This is a genomic window from Cohnella sp. WQ 127256 (genome assembly GCF_024519285.1).
In the GTDB taxonomy this organism is placed as follows: Bacteria; Bacillota; Bacilli; order Paenibacillales; family Paenibacillaceae; genus Cohnella.
Genome location: NZ_JAMZCY010000004.1, coordinates 249,261 through 268,472, shown reverse-complemented (window position 1 = coordinate 268,472; position 19,212 = coordinate 249,261). Strand labels below are relative to the sequence as shown.

Sequence of the window (19,212 nt, the reverse complement as noted above, 5' to 3'; positions counted from 1 at the left end):
TTGTCATATCCTTATTCTAATGGAGCGCTTGCTGTCGGGCTTGGCACTACTGGGTCAGTGTCTGGAACGATAATGTCCGTCCCGTCCTTATTATTGTCGTTGCAAGCCGTAGCGCCGAACAGTAAGGCTACGCTCATCGTAGCGGTAAGAAGCAAAGTGATCCATCTTTTTTTGGCCGTATTGGTTTCCATAATTGAAATACCCCTCTCCAAGTTGAACAATTTTGTATATGCGTTGCTGAAAATCATTACCCTCTTGAGTAACTCAGCTAAACATTAGAATTGTTAGAAGGGAGGGAGGACAATTGCAAAGAAATCGTTCATTTACATCGTGGTTAGTCTAAATTACCGGTGGAGTCTGCTCGTGCTTTCAAAGTCCGCGCGTATTCGGATGGCGACATACCGGTAGATTTCTTAAAATCACGTGAGAAATAATGAATCGATGCGTAGCCGAGCATAGTCGCGATTTCTGTGTAGTTGTAGTGCTTCTCGCGGATGAGCGTCTTTGCTTCTTGTATTTTGAGTAGCTTGAAATATTCAATGGCACCCGTGCCCTTCTGCGATTGAAAAATCTCCTTCAGACGACTTTTGCCTAGATGCACCGCTTTGCATAGCTGATCGAGCGTTAATTGCTCGGAAAGCTGTTCCTTCATGTAGGCTTCTATGTTCTGTACAACCTTCTGTTCGGCTTTCTCGCTCTGCATAGCGGAAGGCTTACGGCTACCCTCAGTGCTTGTCCCCTCTTCTCCGATTCGGATCAACTGTATGAGTAGGGCTTCCAAATAAATTTTAAGCACCTGCTCGCTTCCGAATGGGGCCTCTGGTTTTCTTGTCAGGTTATGCCTATGCGGATCATCGAAGGGAGGAGAGAAGGAATGAAAGCCCTCCTGTAAGATGAGGGAGAGTAAATTTCTTTCCCTGCTTCCGAGCGAGATCACTTGATGATCGAGACGACTCATATAGTGCGAATTGCACTCGAATGAAATTACGATTAGGTTAGGCGGTTTATGCTGCTCCCCGACTCTCACCGTATGAAACTCCCCAGGTTTATGGAAAATAATCGTGCCCTGCGACAATTCGAGGGTGCGTTCGTCTGATCTAATTTCCACAGAGCCCTTGTCTACGTATAGAAACTCCCAGAAGTCATGCTGCTCACCCTCAAATGCATAACCTTTTGCATACTCAAAATAATGAAAAGAGATTAATTTGTTAATCGTTAGCATTTCGTTAAGTAGAAGCGGGGTGAAATCCATTCATAACCGTCTCCATTTCGGCACTAGAGGCTTCTCTAGCGATTAGCCAATCTCATAGTGCAAATAAATCGGCTGATTTGCTAAATGTACAGGTACATCTTCTCTATATAATAACAGTTAGAAGAGAAGAACTGGAGGATGATGAGGATGAAAAAAGGAATTAATATTTGGTCATTTCCGGCGGACTTAAGCATCGAGGATAGTATTTCTTTAGCTGTCGATGCAGGGTTCGAAGGAATCGAGCTATCCCTAAATGAGAACGGGCCTCTAAGTCTGGAGAGTACCGAAGCAGAAATTCGTGAGATCCGCCGGTATGCAGATGATGCTGGTATTGCATTGTCGAGCTTGGCCAGCGGTCTATATTGGAGCTACCCACTTACGAGTGAACGGGCTGAGACTCGTCAAAAGGCTCAGGACATCGTTAAGAAGCAGTTGGAAACCGCAGCAATCTTAGGCGTAGATACAATCCTGGTCGTGCCAGGCGCGGTAGGCGTTGATTTCATTCCAGATGCTGAGGTTGTGCCTTACGACCGGGCGTATGATAACGCACTTGCGGGATTTTCCAAGCTTTCCTCCGAGGCAGAAGCGCATAAAGTATCGATCGGTATCGAGAACGTATGGAATAAATTTTTGCTTTCTCCACTTGAAATGCGCGATTTTATCGACAAAATCGGTTCGGAATTCGTTGGCTCATACTTTGATGTCGGCAATGTCGTATATTCGGGTTACCCCGAGCATTGGATTTCGATCTTGAACAAACGAATTAAAAAGGTGCACTTCAAGGACTACCGCAGAGAAGCCGGCGGCCTACACGGGTTTGTGGATCTTCTTGCCGGAGATGTTGATTACAACGGAGTTGTTCAAGCGCTGAAAGCAATCGGATATGACGATTATGTCACTGCGGAGATGATTCCTCCTTACAAGCAAAATACGAAACAGATCATCTATAATACATCGGCTTCTATGGATGCCATCTTAGGGAGGACTGAACGATAATATGTTGAAAATTGGTCTTATCGGCGTAGGTTTTATGGGCAAGACTCATTTGGAAAATTACATTCGACTTGCGCAAGAAGGCGCGCAAATCCAAGTCGTTGCCATATGCGATGCGGACGAATCGAAGCTGAATGGCGGCGGAGCGGCGGGTAACATTGATACTTCGTCGTCTACTATTGATTATAGCAAGTTTAATAAATACACGTCCGTAGAGTCGATGTTAGCGGCGGAGCAGCTAGATGTTGTGGATATTACGTTGCCGACGTTTCTTCACAGGGCGATAGCGGTACAATGCTTGGATGCCAAAGTACATGTTTTATGTGAGAAGCCTATGGCTCTGAACGCTGAGGATTGCGAAGCGATGATTCAAGCAGCTGAAGCTAACGGCAAGCAGCTCATGATTGGACAATGTCTGCGCTTCTGGCCAGCTTATGTTTACCTGAAGGATTTGGTGGATAACGACACCTTCGGAAACGCAGTAAGTGGTTATTTCTACCGTGGTGGCAGCACGCCATCTTGGGGACCTTGGGTTCTGGAAAAGGAAAAGGGCGGCGGCGCTCTAATGGACATGCATGTTCATGACACGGATGCTATACACTGGTTGTTTGGCAAGCCGGAGGCTGTATCTTGTAACGGTCGCAACATGATTCCGGGCAGCGGATATGATATTGCGTCTACGAGCTATCGCTATGAAGATGGCAAGATTGTGAATGCACATGTGGATTGGACTCTTCAAGGCGATTTCGGGTTTGAAATGGGCTTTAAAGTTAACTTTGAACGTGGCAATGTGCAGTTTACAGGCGACTCGGTAAAGGTTAATCCGAATGAAGGTGCTGGCTTCAATCCAGAGCTATCTGCGGATATGGGCTACTATTTCCAATTGAAGTATTTCGTTGAAACGTTATTGGAAGAAAAGCCATTCCTAACGGCGACACCAAGGAGTACAATGGGAAGTATCGATATTATCGAGGCTGAGTTGGCTTCTGCTGACAACGGTGGCGCTTGGGTAAATGTAAAGCAATAATCCTTTGCTATACATGAATTCCGAGGTGCGGCAGCGGAGTTAGACCTCGGTGTAAACCTTGTGCGAAGGGAGCTACCTACGGATATGAATTATAGCTGCTATCCTAGTACCGAATCAGATACGTCACGAATCGATTGGTCAACGATCCAGGAAGTTGAGCTAGTGGATGTTCTGGAAGGAGACAAGCCACGACTTCGGACAGCTGTGAAAGCATGCTGGACGAAGGAGGAGCTCATCATCCGATTTGAATGCGAGGATGACCATGTCGTGGCGACAATGACGGAGCATGACGCTCCGCTCTACGAGGAAGATGTTGTAGAAGTGTTTATAGACACCTCCGGCAGTGGAGAAGTCTATTATGAGCTTGAGATCAGCCCACGCAATGTTGTTTTTGATGCAATCGTCCATAACAATCTTCAGGGTTCGTTCACGGCAGACACTTCTTGGCATGCTGAAGGGATGCGGACGGCGGTTGTCGTAGGAGAGGGTGGAAGTTGGAGCTGTGAGCTACAGATTCCCTTCTCCGCTGTGGGCAACGTTCCTGCCCCCGGGACAGTATGGCGCTGGAACTTATATCGGATCGATGATGACCAGCAAGGAGAGCGACATTTTTGGGCTTGGTCGCCGACTGGGGCAATCCAATTCCATGTGCCAAGTCGTTTCGGGATGCTCACATTCGAAGGGTAAAATAATAAAACAACGAACAGTTGCTGCCTGCTTCATGCACCTGTTCGTTGTTTTTGCGTTGCGCGGAAATCCTTTTTTTTCTGTAGAATAGTAGGCTGTTGTGGAAGTGATTGCAGTATAGTACATTAGGTTCATACTTCACCTTAATATACGGAAGGGGCATAATTGAGATGTCCGTGTTGAATATTGTACCTTTTGGAGAATCGATCTTACGTAAGAAAGCCAAGCCAGTTGAAGAGATAACGCCCAAAATTATTAAGCTACTCAATGATATGGCAGAGACGCTCTATGCGACGGAGGGTCGTGCGGGGCTTGCTGCTCCACAAGTGGGAATTCTTAGACGTATCGTCGTCATGGATTGTGGAGAAGGCTTAATTGAGCTCATTAATCCGGAAATTATAGAGAGAAGTGGGGAGCAAGAGGGGGCAGAGGGCTGCTTATCCTTTCCCGGCTATCACGGCTATGTGAATAGAGCTAATCAGGTAAAAATAACGACTCTTAATCGCCAGGGAGAAACGGTTGAGCTAGCAGGAGAAGGCTTGTTAGCTCGTTGTATGCTACACGAAATCGACCATCTCAATGGGGTGTTATTCGTCGATCATGTCCAAGAGCCGTGGCTATATGAGGATCTATCGAAAAGTAAAATCAGTCTGATGGAAGTCGTTAAGCTTTCAAATCAAGGCTTATAAAGGTGTATCAAACCTGTCTCCGGTTCAAATCCATTAAACTCGGATAAAATGTTAATGTAAGCACTTGGCTACAGGAGGATTTCAGATGAGTGAGTACAACCATGTCGTGGCTAAAGACGGTGACATTGATCCGAGTAAGGTAGATAGCGCGATCTCAAGAATCGCCCCCGGAGAAAGAGATCGGATTCTAAGAAATTTTGGTGAATTTAAGGTTTACCTTAACAAGCGGATTAGGCTGGCCGAGAGTATTGGGATGAACGAGGAGCAAATGGCTCAGATTGCTCAGAAGGTAGCGGATTATCTAGCTAGTCATGAGGAGCCTCGCAATAATGAAGAGATGCTTCTCCAAGAGCTGTGGAAGGTCGGCACGAAAGAAGAACAGCACACGCTCGCGCACATGCTCGTACGTTTGGCGGAGACTCAGCATAAGCATTAAGGGTCTCAACATAAAGCTGGCCCCATCATCGGATTAGGATGATGGGGCTTTTTGCTGTAGATGCAAATAGGTAAGTGTTAATTCGCGTTATCTGCAACAAATTTCCAAAGTTAACGTCTGTTCAAGTGGGGGTGTATGAGAATGATTAGATTAATATGGCTTCTAGTTCTGACTATAGGGGTTGCGGGGTGTAGCTCAGCAAACTCGGGTGCAAGTTCAAATCCACCTAGGGAAGCTTCAACAAAGGCACCTGTTCAGGCAGAACAATACATACCTGTGAGCTGGGGCAAGCTGAATGTTAAGCAAGTGACGATAAGCCGCTCGCAACGTTTTGGAAGTGTAAATCCCGCGGTGCTGGCTACATTTGAAGAACCGGAACAAATCGCTTTGTTCACGGAGTCATTAGAATCTGCGGTAGAAATAAATGGAATTCTAGACGTCAGGAAGCCTGACTATGACCTGATATTCGTAGATGGGGACGATCAACAAACTACCGTTCATTTATGGTTGAGCCCGCAGAAAGACAGCGCTGGTATGTATACTTATGTATCCAATACGGGTACAGGCTACACAGTGTCAGAAGAAGCCGCGGATAAGCTCAGTGAACTCATCCGTGGAATTACCTATCCCGCCGAGCAGGCAGCGAACAATGGAGAAGTCGTGAACGAACATGGTAAATTAGTGAATCTGGATAAGTGGACTCAATTTATGAAGGATGTGAAGAAGGGGACTCCGAGTGAAGTGCATATGACTTCCTACACCCTCGAAGGAGGAGCGATTTTTCAAGACCTGATATTCGACGGTGAGACGATTGAGTTCACTTTTGATAATACATGGGATAGCTTCGGTTCCCCTACTAAAGTAATAACATTCTGCAAAAGCATCAATCAGCAAGGAACAGAATTTACGTTAGCGGAGTGTGACCGAGAGGATCCGGCTTTCTTCTTTTCCACGGATATCGTAGAGTGAATCAGGATTGAATATAGCCAAAAGCCCCAGTACTCTTCCGAGTGTGGGGCTAATCTTTGTACCTTAGTCCATTTGTTCAATCCACTGTGCATCACAACATCTTATTTATTTGTGCTATGCTGCTTACCTGGCAGCTTCTGTCCGGCCTTCTCGCTGGAATCCCCTTGGCGCTTCTTGTTCTGCTTGTCCTTCTTCTGTGTATCATGCAATTTTTCTACAAATTCATGCGTGTCGTCCATTGGAAAAAAGGTCCCTCCTAAAGTTAAGATCACCTCCATACTATTCCCAAAGGGTTGATTTCTATTTACACAATCTGACTCGGGTATGTCGTAACACAAGGGTTGTCGTTCCTTGCCGAACCTGATAATATTCGATTAGACTGTACGATTACCTATTAGCCGACAGGGAGATCAATATGAAATTTGCCGTTCAATATTTATCATTCTTTGTTATTCAAACAGAGGGAACCGATCCGGATGGCCCTAAGAAATACAAGCATTATCAAACGCTAACACATGAGGAATACCAGGATAGCGAGCTGAAGTCGTTCCTTGATGGAGAATTCAAGCGCATCGCCAAAAGAAAAGCGGAAATTAACGCAGCGTCGGAGCAAGTGCCGACGAAAATTGGACGTTTTGTCGTGGAGCCTGGGCACGATCTGACGAGCAATCCCAACTATAACTTGTTTCAAAGGTTGAGGACGGCTGAGGACAAAGCAGAATTTCAGAACTTTAGCGATGACCTGCTTCGTATCTATATGGACACCAATTCGGTCCGAGGTGGGGCATTCGTCCTGGCTTCGGCTAAGCTAAATGAGCTGTTCGATGATCCGTTCCTCTTCTTATTTAAGTGTGATTTCGAATCGAAGATCGCACGGGTGTCGGATGAGAAGAGCCTGATCTCCCAGGTGGAAATGGCGATTAACGCGAAGAATATCAAGTCCATTCAATACCCGCACATGCCAGAAGAGGGAATACTGGAGGAATGGGAGCTCAAGATTCATCAGGCTTCTCATGCGAGATATTTTGAGGATTTTCTGAAGTATGTTAGCTACGAGAAGTCCAAGCCGGAAATCGTCTCTGAGCAGGTAATGGAAATGGTCAATCAATATATGGAAACCAAATGGCAAGGCGCCGATATTCCTTATCATAGCGTCGAGAATGTTGAAGAGACATCGGAGACGGAAGAAACGATTGCCATGCGTCAGGAAAAGCAACTGTTCGATGTATGGGCGGCTGGGGAAAAACGCGATTTGCAGGAAAAATGGACACATGAGCATGTCGTAGAGGCGACTAAGCATATTGTGGAGTTGCAGCCTGATCTAGAGCTCAAGTTCAAATTAGATGATGTTACGATTAAGGGGCATATGGACGACTACGGTAATAACATTCATATTGCCCGAATGAATGGTAGATATATTGTCCTGATCGAAGGGGATAACTTTCAATTCGATAAAGGTGTATCGCCGATTGAGCTCCTCCATCCAGAAGAGATGCAAGAGGTTTTGCGACGTCTTGGTAACGGAGTTAAGAGAAGAGCGAGCGGTGAAGCTCCGAGTTTGGATTAAAAAAAGGATTCTTTCATGCGTCGAAATGACGCTGGAAGGGTCTTTTTCTGTGATTCAAGCAAATAAAAAGGTTTATATGGTTTTTTATCTCAATTCTGATAGCATAGAAGTGCAGAATGAAAGATAAGATCCTGCACGGGGGTTTGGATTATCTATGAATTACAATCTGTATCTATCCGTACTGCTGATAGCAGCCACCTGCTGCTCGCTGGTCATGTGCTATCTATCTTGGAAAAGAAGAGAGCTTCCAATTGCGATTAGCTATGGCTTGGCTCTGTTAACCGGTGTATTTTACTCATTCGGATATGCCTTTGAAGTTGTCAGTGAGACATTAGAGCAAATACGCTTCTGGCTTCGCATTGAATATATCGGCATTCCTTTTGGACCTGTGCTTTGGTTTATTATGTTGTTGCAGTATACGGGCTATCAATCGTTCATTCGAAAATGGGTTGTTGCGCTGTTGATGGCTATTCCTATGGTTACATTTACGGCTCATTATACGAATGAGTGGCATCATTTGTTTTACAAGAGCATGACGTTAAATGAGTCGGAAGGTTTCCCCTTGGTTTCTTTGGTGAAAGGACCCTTATACCAACTTCATATTGCCTATTCTTATATCCTTATTGTAATAGGAATGGGTTTACTGATTCAAATGTATCGAAAAGCGAAGCCTCACATGAAGAAGCAAATAGCCTTAATGTTGATCGGCTCTTGTGGTCCTTTTGGATTTCCACTCCTTTATCTCAGCGGTGTATTCGGCGTGTCCATTGACCTCTCTCCATTTGGATTTGTTTTCTCAGGTATATTCTATATGTTAGGTATTTATCATTTCGACATGCTGAAATTAGCCCCATTAGCTCTGCGAAAAGTATTTGAATCGATACAGGATGCGGTTATCGTGTTTGATCTGGACCACAATTTAATCAGTTTTAACGACTCGGCACATCGGGTCATTGAAGGATTACATAAAAAAGAAGTGGGGCACCCAGCCATTGAAGTATTTTCCCGTTATCCCCTACTGCTTGAGAGGATTATGCAAGAGCCTTCCTCCGTTAGCAAAGTCCAAATTTCAGGTCGAGCGGATGAACCATTTTATAATGTCCAACTATCGCTAATTCGCAATAACAAGGAAATGCCCGTTGGCAAAATGCTTAGATTAAGTGATGTAACGGAAGTGGTGCGGGCAGAGGATAGACTGCTCGATAATGCGAGACAGTTAAGCGAGTTGAATACGTTTAAGGATAAGATGTTTAACGTTGTTGCTCATGATATTCGCGATCCTCTTGCCGTACTCGTCAATCTGATGGAACTGATGGAGGACGAGATGCAGGCTTGCGGCGAGAAGCATGAGGAAATCGTACACGAAATGGGACAGCAAATTCAGAATACATTTACATTAGTAGAAAGCTTGCTGGATTGGTTTCGGAGCCAAAGGGGTGGCATGGTTTTTAAACCGATTGAAAGGGATTTGGCTATCACGGTTCAGACCAGTTTGCGTTTAATGATAGTTCGTAGCGAGGGCAAGCACATTCAAATGATATCCGAAATCCCTAGGGATACGTTTGTTTATGCTGACAAAGAAATGCTCGATTTGATTATCCGAAACCTACTTTCCAATGCTATTAAATTTACTGATTACGGAGGCAGCATCCGATTAAAAGCAGAACGTATTAGCGATAAAATGATTGTATCTGTGAGTGACACAGGAGAAGGAATATCAGCAGACCAAGCCAACTCGTTGCTGCAGGAAGCGTATCCGGTCTCTTCAGCCGGAACTGCCGGTGAGCGAGGCGTAGGTTTGGGACTCACCTTATGTAGGGAGTTTGTTCGCTTAAACGGGGGGGATATTTGGTTTGACAGTGTACCTTCGCAAGGCAGCACCTTTTATTTCTCTATCCCAACTCCTCCCGAAGCTCCATCTATAAGATCGAGCTTGAAGGGGGCAATGTGATGAAGGTCATCATTATCGATGATGAAAAGGCGATGCATCTCATTATGAACCGGATGCTTGCCAAGGCTTCAGATGTTGAGATTGTGGGAAGGTTCTTTGAGACGGAAACTGCGTTTTCCTATTTAATGAACCACGAGGTGGACCTGGTATTCGTAGATATTAGCATGCCGAGGGAGAGCGGAATGGAGTTTGCCCAACGATTACGGGAGAATGGCAGACAGACGAAGCTGGTCTTTGTAACGTCTCACAAAGAATATGCGATATATGCCTTCGATGTCTATGCCTTCGACTACATCGTAAAGCCTGTTGATCAAGATAGGCTCCACAAAACAATTCAACGAGCACTTACTGAAAAACGATCAGAACGTTTATTGCTAGCGAAGCGGGAGCCAGCCTCTAATGAAGTTGCGTTCAACTGCTTAGGTGGGGTCGATATTCAGAATTCACGGGGCGAGAGGGTCAAGTGGAAATCAAGTAAAAGTGCGGAACTGTTCGGGTATTTGCTCATCCATAAAGGTAGATTCGTATCTAGAATTCGTATCATTGAAGATATGTTTGGCGGCATGCCACAGAAGAATGCTGAAAGTTATTTAAACACGACGGTCTATCAACTGCGCAAGGCATTGGATACGGTTGGACTGAAGGAGTATTTGCATTCCGACAACAACCATTATGCGCTAAGTCTTAACGATGTGCGTGTTGATCTTCTACGTTTTGAAGAAGGCTGCAGACAGATGACGGAAGTGGATGAGACCCTTATCGAACAGGCGTTAGAGCTTGAACAGCTTTATACGGGGAATTTGTTTGGAGATCGTGCCTTTGATTGGGCGTGGAATGAGGTCGAGCGGATATCACTGCTATATACTTCATTCTCCCATCGCTTATGCGTCAGCTTGTTAAATAGAAATGAGACGAGTACGGCCATCCGGTTATTGATGAAGCTCATTGCCCACAACGAGCTGGACGAACAATCCATGATGCTGCTTATGAAGGCTTTGGCATTACAGAAGAACAAGGAAGCTTTAACAATGCGATATATGCAATATAAGGACACTTTACATAAAGAAATTGGAATTGAACCTTCTCCTGAAGCTGCTGCTTTATACGATGAATTGCTGTCAGAGCTGGATTCATAGAATAGGACATACGGAAAATCAAGAGCCCCGATCGTGAGGGCTCTTATTTTTTGCATTTCCTTGTGTTGGAGTTTGTCATTTTGCCGTCATTGGCGTCGGATATACTTATTTTTAGTCTGAAATGAAAGAATTATAGGAGGAAGAATAAAATGAGAAAAATTCAACAAAAAGCAACAGTGATCTTCTTGGCCATGTTAATGGTACTGGGCGGGTTGACTGGACTGTTAACACCGGGTGGAAGCACGGCGTATGCGGCTGATACACGATGGATCAGTGATGAAAATATCATTGATGGTACCATCAGCGCGGATCATAAAACGGTTACATTGACTACAAATGTGTTGATGAACCCTTTATCAGATGTGTCTGTTACGGATGCTGTATATGTGAAAAGAACCGATCCAGGTGCATTTGTGAGCATGACGGCTGATTCTGCTGCGAATACAGTGACTGTTACGCCGACATCTCCCGATGGAAACGATCAAACCGTGTTCGTCCTTACTTTTGATGTCCCTTTAACAGGAGATGTCAATCAGATTCAAATTCAAGGTCAATATTTTGTGCTCCAACCTGGTGTTTATTATGAGGGCAACGCAACAACAGAGCCGTTGGATCTTAAGGCTCCTGCTTATGTAGGGTCAAACTCCGGGGATGGTTCTTGGGTGGATTTGTATTTTGATGAATATTTATATTATAACACTACCGAAAATATAGAGACCTTTTTACGAAGCAAATTGAGTATTTCGACGGATGGAGTGACCTTTGAGGCACTTCCGGAACATATGTATATTGAATTTTATGGAAATTGGATATATTTAGAAAATGATTACGGTATGAAAGTTATTTTAGGTAAGAATACGCGTATTAAAATTGCTAGCGGCACCTTCAAGGATAACGCAGGTAATCTCAATGATGAGATGAATCTAGATATAACACCACCAGTTATTCAAAGCGCAGTAATTAGCGAGGATAACAAACAGGTGACTATTACTTTTAACGAGAGTGTTTTCGAGAATACGGATGCGATTGAAGGTGAATTAAAAGACTACATTAAATTATTGAAGAATGACGTCGAAACAACTTTGATCGCTGGTGATACGGTATCCATTGAAGACGGGAAACTTATCATAAGATTCGCGCAAGCCCTCACAGGCGGAAATAATCAGATAGCTATTAATGGTTATGTGCTAAAGGACAAGGACGGAAATATCTCGCAAAATAATACAGTAACCTCTACGCTTCAAACAGGAGGAGTAGGAGATTCTACGGCACCGAAACTGATAAACTACTATTTTTCCAGTGATTTAATGAATCTGACATATGTGTTTGATGAAGATGTGGTGAGTAATACAGATTCGATAGCGTCCCAAACACATATACGTAATTATTACTGGAATGATGTGAGGAGCAGCCTCCTTAATGATGTGGTAATATCAGGAAATACTATGACTCTTCAGTTTAATTCACCATTGAATGAAACTCGGTATTACATTTATTTTGAGTCGAACATTTTGAAAGACACAGCAGGAAATATTTTGTATGATGTACCAAGCTTAGATCTGTACCCTCAAAAAACATTAAACTTTAACAAAGCAAACATCTCTCATAATGGTCGTTGGTTAAACCTAGAGTTTAATCTCGATCTTTTGGACAATACGATTGTTGCCGGGTCATCGCATTTAAAAGAAAAGATCAAGGTTTCAACGGATCAAGGCGTAACTTTCTTACCTTTAACCGAGAAAGATGTTGTGACAATCCAAGGAAACAGATTGGTCGTTCTATTCGATATTCCGAAGAAAAGCGGCACCCTTCAAGTTATTGTTGAAAAAGAAGCGGTAAGTTATTCGCATATCATTGGTGGTATGAAGAACTTAGAAATTAAAACAGTGATTGCACACAACACTCCTGACCTTAAGGGATATTTCTTCAGTAATGCAGCAAGTGAATTCATATTTGAGGACGATGCGGTATGGAGAAGTAAAGTAAGAGATGTGATCGTAAGAAGATATGACAATAATGTTGAGAGGAATTTAACCGACTCGGAATACACCTTAACTGCAGGCAAGCTTACGATCAATAAGGGTGTGTTTGATAAAGGTATCGAATTTTACGTATATATCGATGCGGACGGTTATAGTAGGAAAGAAGTTCGAGGATATGCATTTCATTCATCCGAACTCTTTTACATGACTACACCGGTAATCAGCACGCAAGGCGGAATACTGGCCAAAGTCAATCTACTTAGAAATGAAGATATTTATATTGATAGTAATTATGGGTCGACACAAACGGTTGTCTTTGAATTGATGGACGGAAATACACCTGTAAGCATTGTAGCTTCAGAGTTGGATGTGTATACAGGAACATATTCTGCGCAGTTCAACGTAATAGATGCAGCTACGAATGATAAGTATACGGTTAAAGCGTTTGTAGTAAATCATTTCAGCAACGATTTTGAAAATGTTGGTCTGAAGATGACAACGCTAGTGACGCAAACGGAATACGACTTGATGTTGAATCAAAACGGAGGCGGGGGACCTCAATGAAACTTCCAAAATTCAGTTTAATATTAACCCTGATGCTTATCATCGGGTTAGTACCATTCACGGCATCCGCAGCAAGTGCCTCCGTTTCCTTGAATGCCGTTTCATCGATTCATATTGGGGAATCCGTAACCATCTCGGGAACGTCATCATTCTCGGAAGTTAATGTTAAAGTTGTTCGTCCTAGTAATAGCGTTGTATTCTACGATATTGTGAAAGTGAACGCGGCTGACAGTACGTTTTCAATCTCGTTTACTTTAGGTAGCGGTGAAGCGGCGGGAACGTACAAGATTGTTGCCGGACAAGGGAATGACGTAAGTACTCAAGATCTTGTCGTTGAGGCGAATGGTGCTCTAGGCAATGCGGACTTGAGCGGGCTGACGCTGTCGACCGGCAATCTTAATCCCACCTTCGCACCTGGAACAACCGCTTATTCGGCAAGCGTTGCTAATAACGTATCCAGTGTTACCGTGAGAGCAAGCGTGAGCGACATCAATGCTACGATGACTGTGAACGGAATTACGGTCGCAAGCGGGCAGTCTAGCGGAGCTATCGGTCTGATAGTCGGCGGGAACGCTATTTCGATTGTCGTAACCGCAAAAAACGGTACATCGAAAACTTATTCGGTATCCGTGACACGCGCTTCAGGTGGTGGATTCGGAGGTGGAGGTCCATCCGTAATAACCTCCACAAATGGTAAATTAACGCTTCCTGCAGGTGGGACAGGGGTAGTTAGCTTGGGAGATGAGATTACGGTCTCTATTCCTGCGAATGCTACGAGTAAAGAACTGCAATTAACGATAGAGAAGCTGTTAACAACTCAGAACCTGTTAACGAATAGAGAAATTCTAGCGAGTTCAATTTTTGAGATTCTGAAAAACTTCCCAGAGAACTTCAGTAAACCGGTAACGTTGACCTTTGTATTCGATCCAGCAAAACTTAAGGGCGATCAAAAGCCGTCCGTATTCTATTACGACGAAGTGAAGAAGGTATGGGTAGAAATCGGCGGCAAAGTAACCGGCAATCATATTACCGTCGATGTAGATCACTTTACTAAATTTGCTGTACTCGCCGTAGGCCAAGGAGATTCGTCAGACTCTACAGCGGATGTTAAATTCAGTGATATTTCTGGTCACTGGGCTGAGGCTAACATCAAGCAAGCGGTAAGCAATGGAATCGTTAAGGGCTACACAGACGGAACATTTAAACCGAATAAAACCGTAACTCGTGCGGAGTTCGCGGTCATGCTGATGAATGCGTTGAAGCCGCAAGAGGAAGGATCTGCGTTGACTTTCTCCGATTCAGCGAAGATCGGAGCTTGGGCACAGAAAGCGGTCGCGCAAGCTGTACAAGCAGGCATTATTAAAGGTTATAAGGACGGGACCTTCCGTCCAGATGCGGCAATTTCGCGCGCGGAGATGGCTTCAATGATCGCGACTGCACTTAAAGTGACGGTTGAGTCGAATGCCGAAGCGGGCTTTGCCGATGACAAGGATATTCCTACTTGGGCAAAAGACTCAGTGGCAGCACTGAAGAAATTAGCTATCGTAAGCGGTAATGGCGCGAACAAATTCGTTCCTGCTGGTCAAACGACAAGAGCAGAGGCTGTTACAGTTTTGCTTAGAATGTTAGAACAAATCAGCAAGTAAATGAGTGAGCTAGGGTTATTCCGAGGGCGGCTGAATGAGCTGCTTAAGGGGTAACCCTTTTTTTTATGCTTGCTTCCCAAGTGATTTCTAGACTTTGGAATAGCTCGACACTCGCAAATCGCGATATAATCAAGGTAGACAGAGATTGTCTACATGATTAGAGGTGAAATCTATGAATCTTGAATATATTGCATTAAGCCGGCGCAAGAGAGCCGCATCATGGATGAAGCAACGGTTGTCGGTAGCCTATGAGCGGGATACGGGGCTTTGGAAATTCACAATCGTTGCCCTGTGGCTGATTAGCTGCTTGGCGGTTGGCGTTTCCGCGCTTGGCATGCCGACCGGGTTCGGCACTTTGTTTGACGTCGTCATGGGTGTTTCGTTGAATACGATCACCATTGCTATATCGTCTGCAGGGATTGGAGCAATTCTTGCGATCATAGGCGCGAAGGTGCCTCGATTTACGGTAGGCAGTTTGATTTACGCAGGAGTGCTGGTCTATTTCGTACTGTACTTTTCTGAATTCGGTTGGAAGGCTGCGCTGGGGTTCTCTGCAACTTGTACCGTGGGTGCTGCAAGTCTTGGTCTCCTGGTGGGAGGAGTGGTGCGCCTTCGGCCACAACTCAGGAAGATTGCTTTGGGCATGATGGTGACGCTCGTCCTCTTCATTTCTTATGCAGCGTCGGGTTATCCGCGTCTGCTTCCGTCGATGTCGAGCGCGGATGCTGATAGAGCTGACGGAGCAGGCTCTGCCAAGGGTAATGAGGTGCATTCCTTAGCAGCTATCTCTTCCGATCCATCTGAGCCCGGCGAATTTGTTGTCAGCTCCTTCACCTATGGAAGCGGAGAAGATCGGCACCGCTCCGAATTCGGAGAGAAAGCCGGAGAGCTGTCTACGTCGGTGGATGCATCGGCTTATATCGGTAGCTGGCCTTGGTTGCGAGACAAATTCTGGGGCTTCGATGAGACGAATCTCCCGTTGAACGGCAGGGTTTGGATGCCGGAGGGAGATGGCCCCTTTCCTCTTGTGCTAATGGTCCATGGCAATCATCTGATGGAGAAGTTTTCGGATGGCGGTTATGGCTATTTGGGTGAAGTATTGGCTAGTAAAGGGATCGTCGCGATATCGGTCGATGAGAACTATCTGAACTATTCGGTGTGGTCTGGCATTCCTGAGCAAGACATGAAGCTACGCGCATGGATTTTGTTGAAGCATATCCAACAAATTCAACAGTTCAGCGAGCAGGAAGGCTCGCCCTTCAAAAACCGAATAGATTTCCAGCAGATCGCATTGCTAGGGCATTCCCGCGGCGGTCAAGCTGCTGCGATGGCAGCGGATAGCAGCTCATGGTTTGCGGAAGACAAGAGCTTACCGGATGAGGATAGCTATTCCATCAAAGCCGTCGTTGCACTCGCGCCAACGGATACTGCTGTAGAAGGGGAATGGACGGAGCTTAAGGATGTCTCTTACTTAACGTTGCAGGGTGCGAAGGATGCGGATCTCGTCAACTTCTATGGAGACAGGCAGTATGGGCGAGTTAATTTTACCGGTAATACAGAAGCGTTCAAGGCATCACTCTATATAGAGGATGCCAACCACAGCCAATTTAATACGGAGTGGGGGAAATCCGACAATGCCTTGCCGGCAGGTTTGTTCATTCGACCTAAGGAATTGCTTGAGCCGGAGCAACAGAGGCGGGTAGCTCAAGTGTACGTCTCGGCATTCCTGCAGGCGGTATTGCAAGATAATGAGCAGTACGATTCCTTGTTTCGAGATTATCGAGCGGGCCTGGATTTCCTTCCAGCAACCAGATATTTCAATCAATACGAGAGCGGTAGTTTCCGAGCCATTGCCGATTTTACAGGGTCAGACAGAGAGGTGCTTTCACCTGGCATAGCTGCAGAAGCGACCGATATGACGGAGTGGAAACATACGGATGCTTTGAATCGTCAGGGTAAGGGCAAGGGGGATAATGGGGTTGAACTAGAGTGGGAAGACGAAAGCTCTTACACGATACATCTAAGTTCATCAACGGTAAGCGATATAGAGGAGGAAGATATTCTGATGTTCTCCTTAGCAAATATGGTGCGTGATCTTAAGGATGAGGAGGAGTTCGGCGAGCCGGAGCAAGTCGAGGCGCTCGAGGAGCTAATGGAATCCAACCTTTCGATAGACGTTGAAGTGGAAGATCACTCGGGGAACTCCGTCAGGTTGCCGTTAGATCAATTTATGGAGGTCAAGCCGCAGGTGGCGACGGAATTTACTTGGTTGCCGGGAATGGAGTCTGTCCTGTCTAAAGGGAAGTTCAAGGATGTCGAGGAGCCAGTATTTCAAACTTACGAGCTTCCGATTGACGCCTTTCTCGACGAAAACGCGGAGTTTGATCCATCACAATGGTCACGCATTACGTTCTATTTTAACGAAGGACCCGGTAAGGTGATGCTGGATAATTTGGGTCTAATGGCGGGATAGTAACTGGATGGACCGAAAACCGAGAGGAAGCGGGCGCTAACCCGCCCCCGAGCGGTCAAATTCCTCCCGAGTTAACGTCTCGCTCGCATACTAGTTCAGGAGAGAGGCGATTCGGGATTTTTCGTAGATAGCGAGCCGTTGGTAGATGACTTCTAACAGGGGAATATCACAATTGTGACGATGCCCCAACTCTACGAGATAGCCTTGGATATGGACAGACTCTGTAGGCAATCCTTGCAAGAGATCCCGCAACATGGACGACGTGCTTTGGGGTGACAATCCACTAATCGTCGAAAGCAGCCTCTCAACGAGATCGTCCTTCAGATCCCCTCCTGCATGACGAATGACATTGGTCGTTTCAGTGAGAACCCGTCTGAACGTATCCATCCCTCCTGGAGTATCGCGTATGTCTCCTACAGGTGCTTGGAACAGAGTCGTTAATCCAGACAGTACGGCAATGAAGGCATATTTTTCCCAGAGATCTCTTTCGATGTCTGATTTCTCGATGAACAACGGCACAGTAGCTAAGACGGCTCTTAATGCCTCGTACTCCTCGTCTGTGAAGTTACGGAACCTTCCATACGTAAAACGATGATGAGCGCTCAGATGCTTAATGGACCCATCTTCCCCTAGTGTCGCTTCAATGCGTGCAACGCCTCCGAGCAGAGGAAGTCCGGGAAATGCGTCCGATATTTGTTCCATATGCTTCATCCCGTTAAGGAAGGGAATAATAGCGGTTCTCTCATGAAGATAAGGTTTTAATTGAACAAGAACTTCGGGAAGTCCATAAGCTTTGGAAGCGATAATGACTAAATCAAATGGACCTCCGGGCTGTCCGCTCACAAGAAGCGGGGGATGACCCAGATAATTACCGGTAGGACTGTTTACAATAAGACCCGTATCCGTTAGTGCCCGCTTTCTTCCTTCTCGCACGAATAAAGTCACATCTAGACCCGCTTCTAGCATTCTTGCAGCAATGAATCCCCCTATTGCACCTGCTCCTACAACAACAACCTTCATCCTCAGGCTCACTCCTGTTCTTTGGAACTGTCTAGTTTTTACTTCTTGTTCATCCATCATAGCCAAATTAAAAGCAAGCCTGCAAGAGGTTGTGAGAAGTCTATCCTGTTTTCTTGACCTATCAGAAAGTATATAATTTTCTATACTTTTCTGATAGGTCTCCGATATAAACGTTGAACGCCATGAAAGGACGGCGTCATCCGTTTATGCTTGTTCCATTACTTTTGGCAACGCCGATTCATGACGAAAGTCACTAACTGATACCCCAGCTTTCTTGTATGCTAAAAATATCAAAAACACGAGGTGACCCACATGGATTCTTCAGTATATTCAATTGCGATATTAGTTACTTTATTAGTCATTTGGCGCAGAACCCGCGGAATGTTCCGACCTATTCGAGGGGATGGACGCCGTCTCATTATGCCCTTGCTATTCTTAATACCTAGCTTATTTCTGATCTTAAATCCGAAGGCGCATGCACCCGCTTGGGAATGGAGCACAGCGATGGCGATTGGATTACTTCTCTCCTTGCCGCTTATCTTTACAACGAACTACGAACGCAGAGACGACCAACAAATCTATGCGGTCAAAAACATAGGCTTCTTTATCTCTTTCATAGGAGTGCTCGCTATCCGTTTTCTGCTCAGAGATTATTTAAGTGGGATGGATCCGGAAACGATGGCTGCATTAATTATGACGGTATTGCTCGGGTACGTCATTCCATGGAGAATCGTATCCTACCTCAAATTCCGTAAGCTGTACCTTAGCAAGCCGAACTTATTTTATTTCGAGTCGAAATAACCGTGTCGAAATCAAGCGA

17 protein-coding genes are annotated in these 19,212 nt (G+C 45.2%); 13 read left to right on the top strand and 4 right to left on the bottom strand.

What is annotated here, in order from left to right; all coding sequences use genetic code 11:
- Positions 1–11: 11 nt before the first annotated feature.
- Both M1K58_RS12860 and M1K58_RS12855 read right to left on the bottom strand, forming a co-directional pair.
- On the bottom strand, positions 12–191 hold the full coding sequence (locus M1K58_RS12860; protein ID WP_256759259.1) for a hypothetical protein: 180 nt from the start codon (positions 189–191) through the stop codon (positions 12–14).
- Positions 192–334: 143 nt separating this feature from the next.
- Positions 335–1,252 carry a helix-turn-helix domain-containing protein gene (locus M1K58_RS12855; protein ID WP_256759258.1) on the bottom strand — a complete coding sequence of 306 codons (918 nt, stop codon included), beginning with the start codon at positions 1,250–1,252 and terminating at the stop codon, positions 335–337.
- Positions 1,253–1,399: 147 nt separating this feature from the next.
- Here M1K58_RS12855 and M1K58_RS12850 point away from each other — a divergent pair, with 147 nt between their 5' ends.
- From M1K58_RS12850 to M1K58_RS12825, 6 genes are all read left to right on the top strand, one after another.
- Complete coding sequence (locus M1K58_RS12850) at positions 1,400–2,248, top strand: sugar phosphate isomerase/epimerase family protein (protein WP_256759257.1); 849 nt, start codon at positions 1,400–1,402, stop codon at positions 2,246–2,248.
- 1 nt (position 2,249) lies between these two features.
- Positions 2,250–3,272 carry a Gfo/Idh/MocA family protein gene (locus M1K58_RS12845; protein ID WP_256759256.1) on the top strand — a complete coding sequence of 341 codons (1,023 nt, stop codon included), beginning with the start codon at positions 2,250–2,252 and terminating at the stop codon, positions 3,270–3,272.
- A gap of 84 nt (positions 3,273–3,356) precedes the next feature.
- Positions 3,357–3,959, top strand: a complete 603-nt coding sequence (locus M1K58_RS12840; RefSeq protein ID WP_256759255.1) for a carbohydrate-binding family 9-like protein — start codon at positions 3,357–3,359, stop codon at positions 3,957–3,959.
- Positions 3,960–4,129: 170 nt separating this feature from the next.
- A complete protein-coding gene (gene def, locus M1K58_RS12835) occupies positions 4,130–4,648 on the top strand; it encodes a peptide deformylase (RefSeq protein WP_256759254.1) in 519 nt (172 codons plus the stop codon).
- An 85-nt stretch (positions 4,649–4,733) separates the two neighbouring features.
- Positions 4,734–5,084 (top strand): DUF3243 domain-containing protein, encoded by a 351-nt coding sequence (locus tag M1K58_RS12830; RefSeq protein ID WP_256759253.1) that lies wholly within the window; start codon positions 4,734–4,736, stop codon positions 5,082–5,084.
- Between the two features lie 141 nt (positions 5,085–5,225).
- On the top strand, positions 5,226–6,053 hold the full coding sequence (locus M1K58_RS12825) for a DUF4362 domain-containing protein (protein WP_256759252.1): 828 nt from the start codon (positions 5,226–5,228) through the stop codon (positions 6,051–6,053).
- Between the two features lie 101 nt (positions 6,054–6,154).
- Here M1K58_RS12825 and M1K58_RS12820 read toward each other — a convergent pair whose 3' ends face one another.
- A complete protein-coding gene (locus M1K58_RS12820; RefSeq protein ID WP_256759251.1) occupies positions 6,155–6,292 on the bottom strand; it encodes a DUF4023 family protein in 138 nt (45 codons plus the stop codon).
- Between the two features lie 176 nt (positions 6,293–6,468).
- Between M1K58_RS12820 and M1K58_RS12815 the strand changes: the two genes are divergently transcribed.
- From M1K58_RS12815 to M1K58_RS12790, 6 genes are all read left to right on the top strand, one after another.
- Positions 6,469–7,620: a DUF3900 domain-containing protein gene (locus M1K58_RS12815; protein ID WP_256759250.1), complete on the top strand. Its 1,152-nt coding sequence runs from the start codon at positions 6,469–6,471 to the stop codon at positions 7,618–7,620.
- A gap of 154 nt (positions 7,621–7,774) precedes the next feature.
- Positions 7,775–9,571, top strand: coding sequence for a sensor histidine kinase (locus tag M1K58_RS12810; RefSeq protein WP_256759249.1), 1,797 nt, complete (start codon positions 7,775–7,777; stop codon positions 9,569–9,571).
- Complete coding sequence (locus M1K58_RS12805) at positions 9,571–10,707, top strand: response regulator (RefSeq protein ID WP_256759248.1); 1,137 nt, start codon at positions 9,571–9,573, stop codon at positions 10,705–10,707. Before M1K58_RS12810 ends, M1K58_RS12805 begins: the two co-directional genes overlap by 1 nt.
- Positions 10,708–10,856: 149 nt before the next feature.
- The gene (locus M1K58_RS12800; RefSeq protein WP_256759247.1) at positions 10,857–13,253 is read left to right on the top strand and encodes a hemoblobin-interacting domain-containing protein; all 2,397 of its coding nucleotides are present in this window, start codon (positions 10,857–10,859) and stop codon (positions 13,251–13,253) included.
- Positions 13,250–14,899: an S-layer homology domain-containing protein gene (locus M1K58_RS12795; RefSeq protein WP_256759246.1), complete on the top strand. Its 1,650-nt coding sequence runs from the start codon at positions 13,250–13,252 to the stop codon at positions 14,897–14,899. The genes M1K58_RS12800 and M1K58_RS12795 overlap by 4 nt, the downstream gene beginning before the upstream one ends.
- Before the next feature lie 172 nt (positions 14,900–15,071).
- Positions 15,072–17,372, top strand: a complete 2,301-nt coding sequence (locus M1K58_RS12790) for an alpha/beta hydrolase (protein WP_256759245.1) — start codon at positions 15,072–15,074, stop codon at positions 17,370–17,372.
- Positions 17,373–17,462: 90 nt separating this feature from the next.
- On the opposite strand, the gene M1K58_RS12785 is transcribed toward M1K58_RS12790, so the two are convergent.
- Positions 17,463–18,392: a ketopantoate reductase family protein gene (locus tag M1K58_RS12785; protein WP_256759244.1), complete on the bottom strand. Its 930-nt coding sequence runs from the start codon at positions 18,390–18,392 to the stop codon at positions 17,463–17,465.
- Between the two features lie 312 nt (positions 18,393–18,704).
- Here M1K58_RS12785 and M1K58_RS12780 point away from each other — a divergent pair, with 312 nt between their 5' ends.
- Positions 18,705–19,193, top strand: coding sequence for a cytochrome c biogenesis protein CcdC (locus M1K58_RS12780; RefSeq protein WP_256759243.1), 489 nt, complete (start codon positions 18,705–18,707; stop codon positions 19,191–19,193).
- Positions 19,194–19,212 lie beyond the last annotated feature (19 nt).

Coding starts and splice junctions, on each gene's coding strand:
- M1K58_RS12810 (WP_256759249.1), top strand. CDS start 7,775: ATGAATTACAATCTGTATCTATCCGTACTGCTGATAGCAGCCACCTGC.
- M1K58_RS12820 (WP_256759251.1), bottom strand. CDS start 6,292: ATGGACGACACGCATGAATTTGTAGAAAAATTGCATGATACACAGAAG.
- M1K58_RS12845 (WP_256759256.1), top strand. CDS start 2,250: ATGTTGAAAATTGGTCTTATCGGCGTAGGTTTTATGGGCAAGACTCAT.
- M1K58_RS12815 (WP_256759250.1), top strand. CDS start 6,469: ATGAAATTTGCCGTTCAATATTTATCATTCTTTGTTATTCAAACAGAG.
- M1K58_RS12860 (WP_256759259.1), bottom strand. CDS start 191: ATGGAAACCAATACGGCCAAAAAAAGATGGATCACTTTGCTTCTTACC.
- M1K58_RS12840 (WP_256759255.1), top strand. CDS start 3,357: ATGAATTATAGCTGCTATCCTAGTACCGAATCAGATACGTCACGAATC.
- M1K58_RS12850 (WP_256759257.1), top strand. CDS start 1,400: ATGAAAAAAGGAATTAATATTTGGTCATTTCCGGCGGACTTAAGCATC.
- M1K58_RS12785 (WP_256759244.1), bottom strand. CDS start 18,392: ATGAAGGTTGTTGTTGTAGGAGCAGGTGCAATAGGGGGATTCATTGCT.
- M1K58_RS12800 (WP_256759247.1), top strand. CDS start 10,857: ATGAGAAAAATTCAACAAAAAGCAACAGTGATCTTCTTGGCCATGTTA.
- M1K58_RS12780 (WP_256759243.1), top strand. CDS start 18,705: ATGGATTCTTCAGTATATTCAATTGCGATATTAGTTACTTTATTAGTC.
- def (WP_256759254.1), top strand. CDS start 4,130: ATGTCCGTGTTGAATATTGTACCTTTTGGAGAATCGATCTTACGTAAG.
- M1K58_RS12790 (WP_256759245.1), top strand. CDS start 15,072: ATGAATCTTGAATATATTGCATTAAGCCGGCGCAAGAGAGCCGCATCA.
- M1K58_RS12855 (WP_256759258.1), bottom strand. CDS start 1,252: ATGGATTTCACCCCGCTTCTACTTAACGAAATGCTAACGATTAACAAA.
- M1K58_RS12795 (WP_256759246.1), top strand. CDS start 13,250: ATGAAACTTCCAAAATTCAGTTTAATATTAACCCTGATGCTTATCATC.
- M1K58_RS12805 (WP_256759248.1), top strand. CDS start 9,571: ATGAAGGTCATCATTATCGATGATGAAAAGGCGATGCATCTCATTATG.
- M1K58_RS12825 (WP_256759252.1), top strand. CDS start 5,226: ATGATTAGATTAATATGGCTTCTAGTTCTGACTATAGGGGTTGCGGGG.
- M1K58_RS12830 (WP_256759253.1), top strand. CDS start 4,734: ATGAGTGAGTACAACCATGTCGTGGCTAAAGACGGTGACATTGATCCG.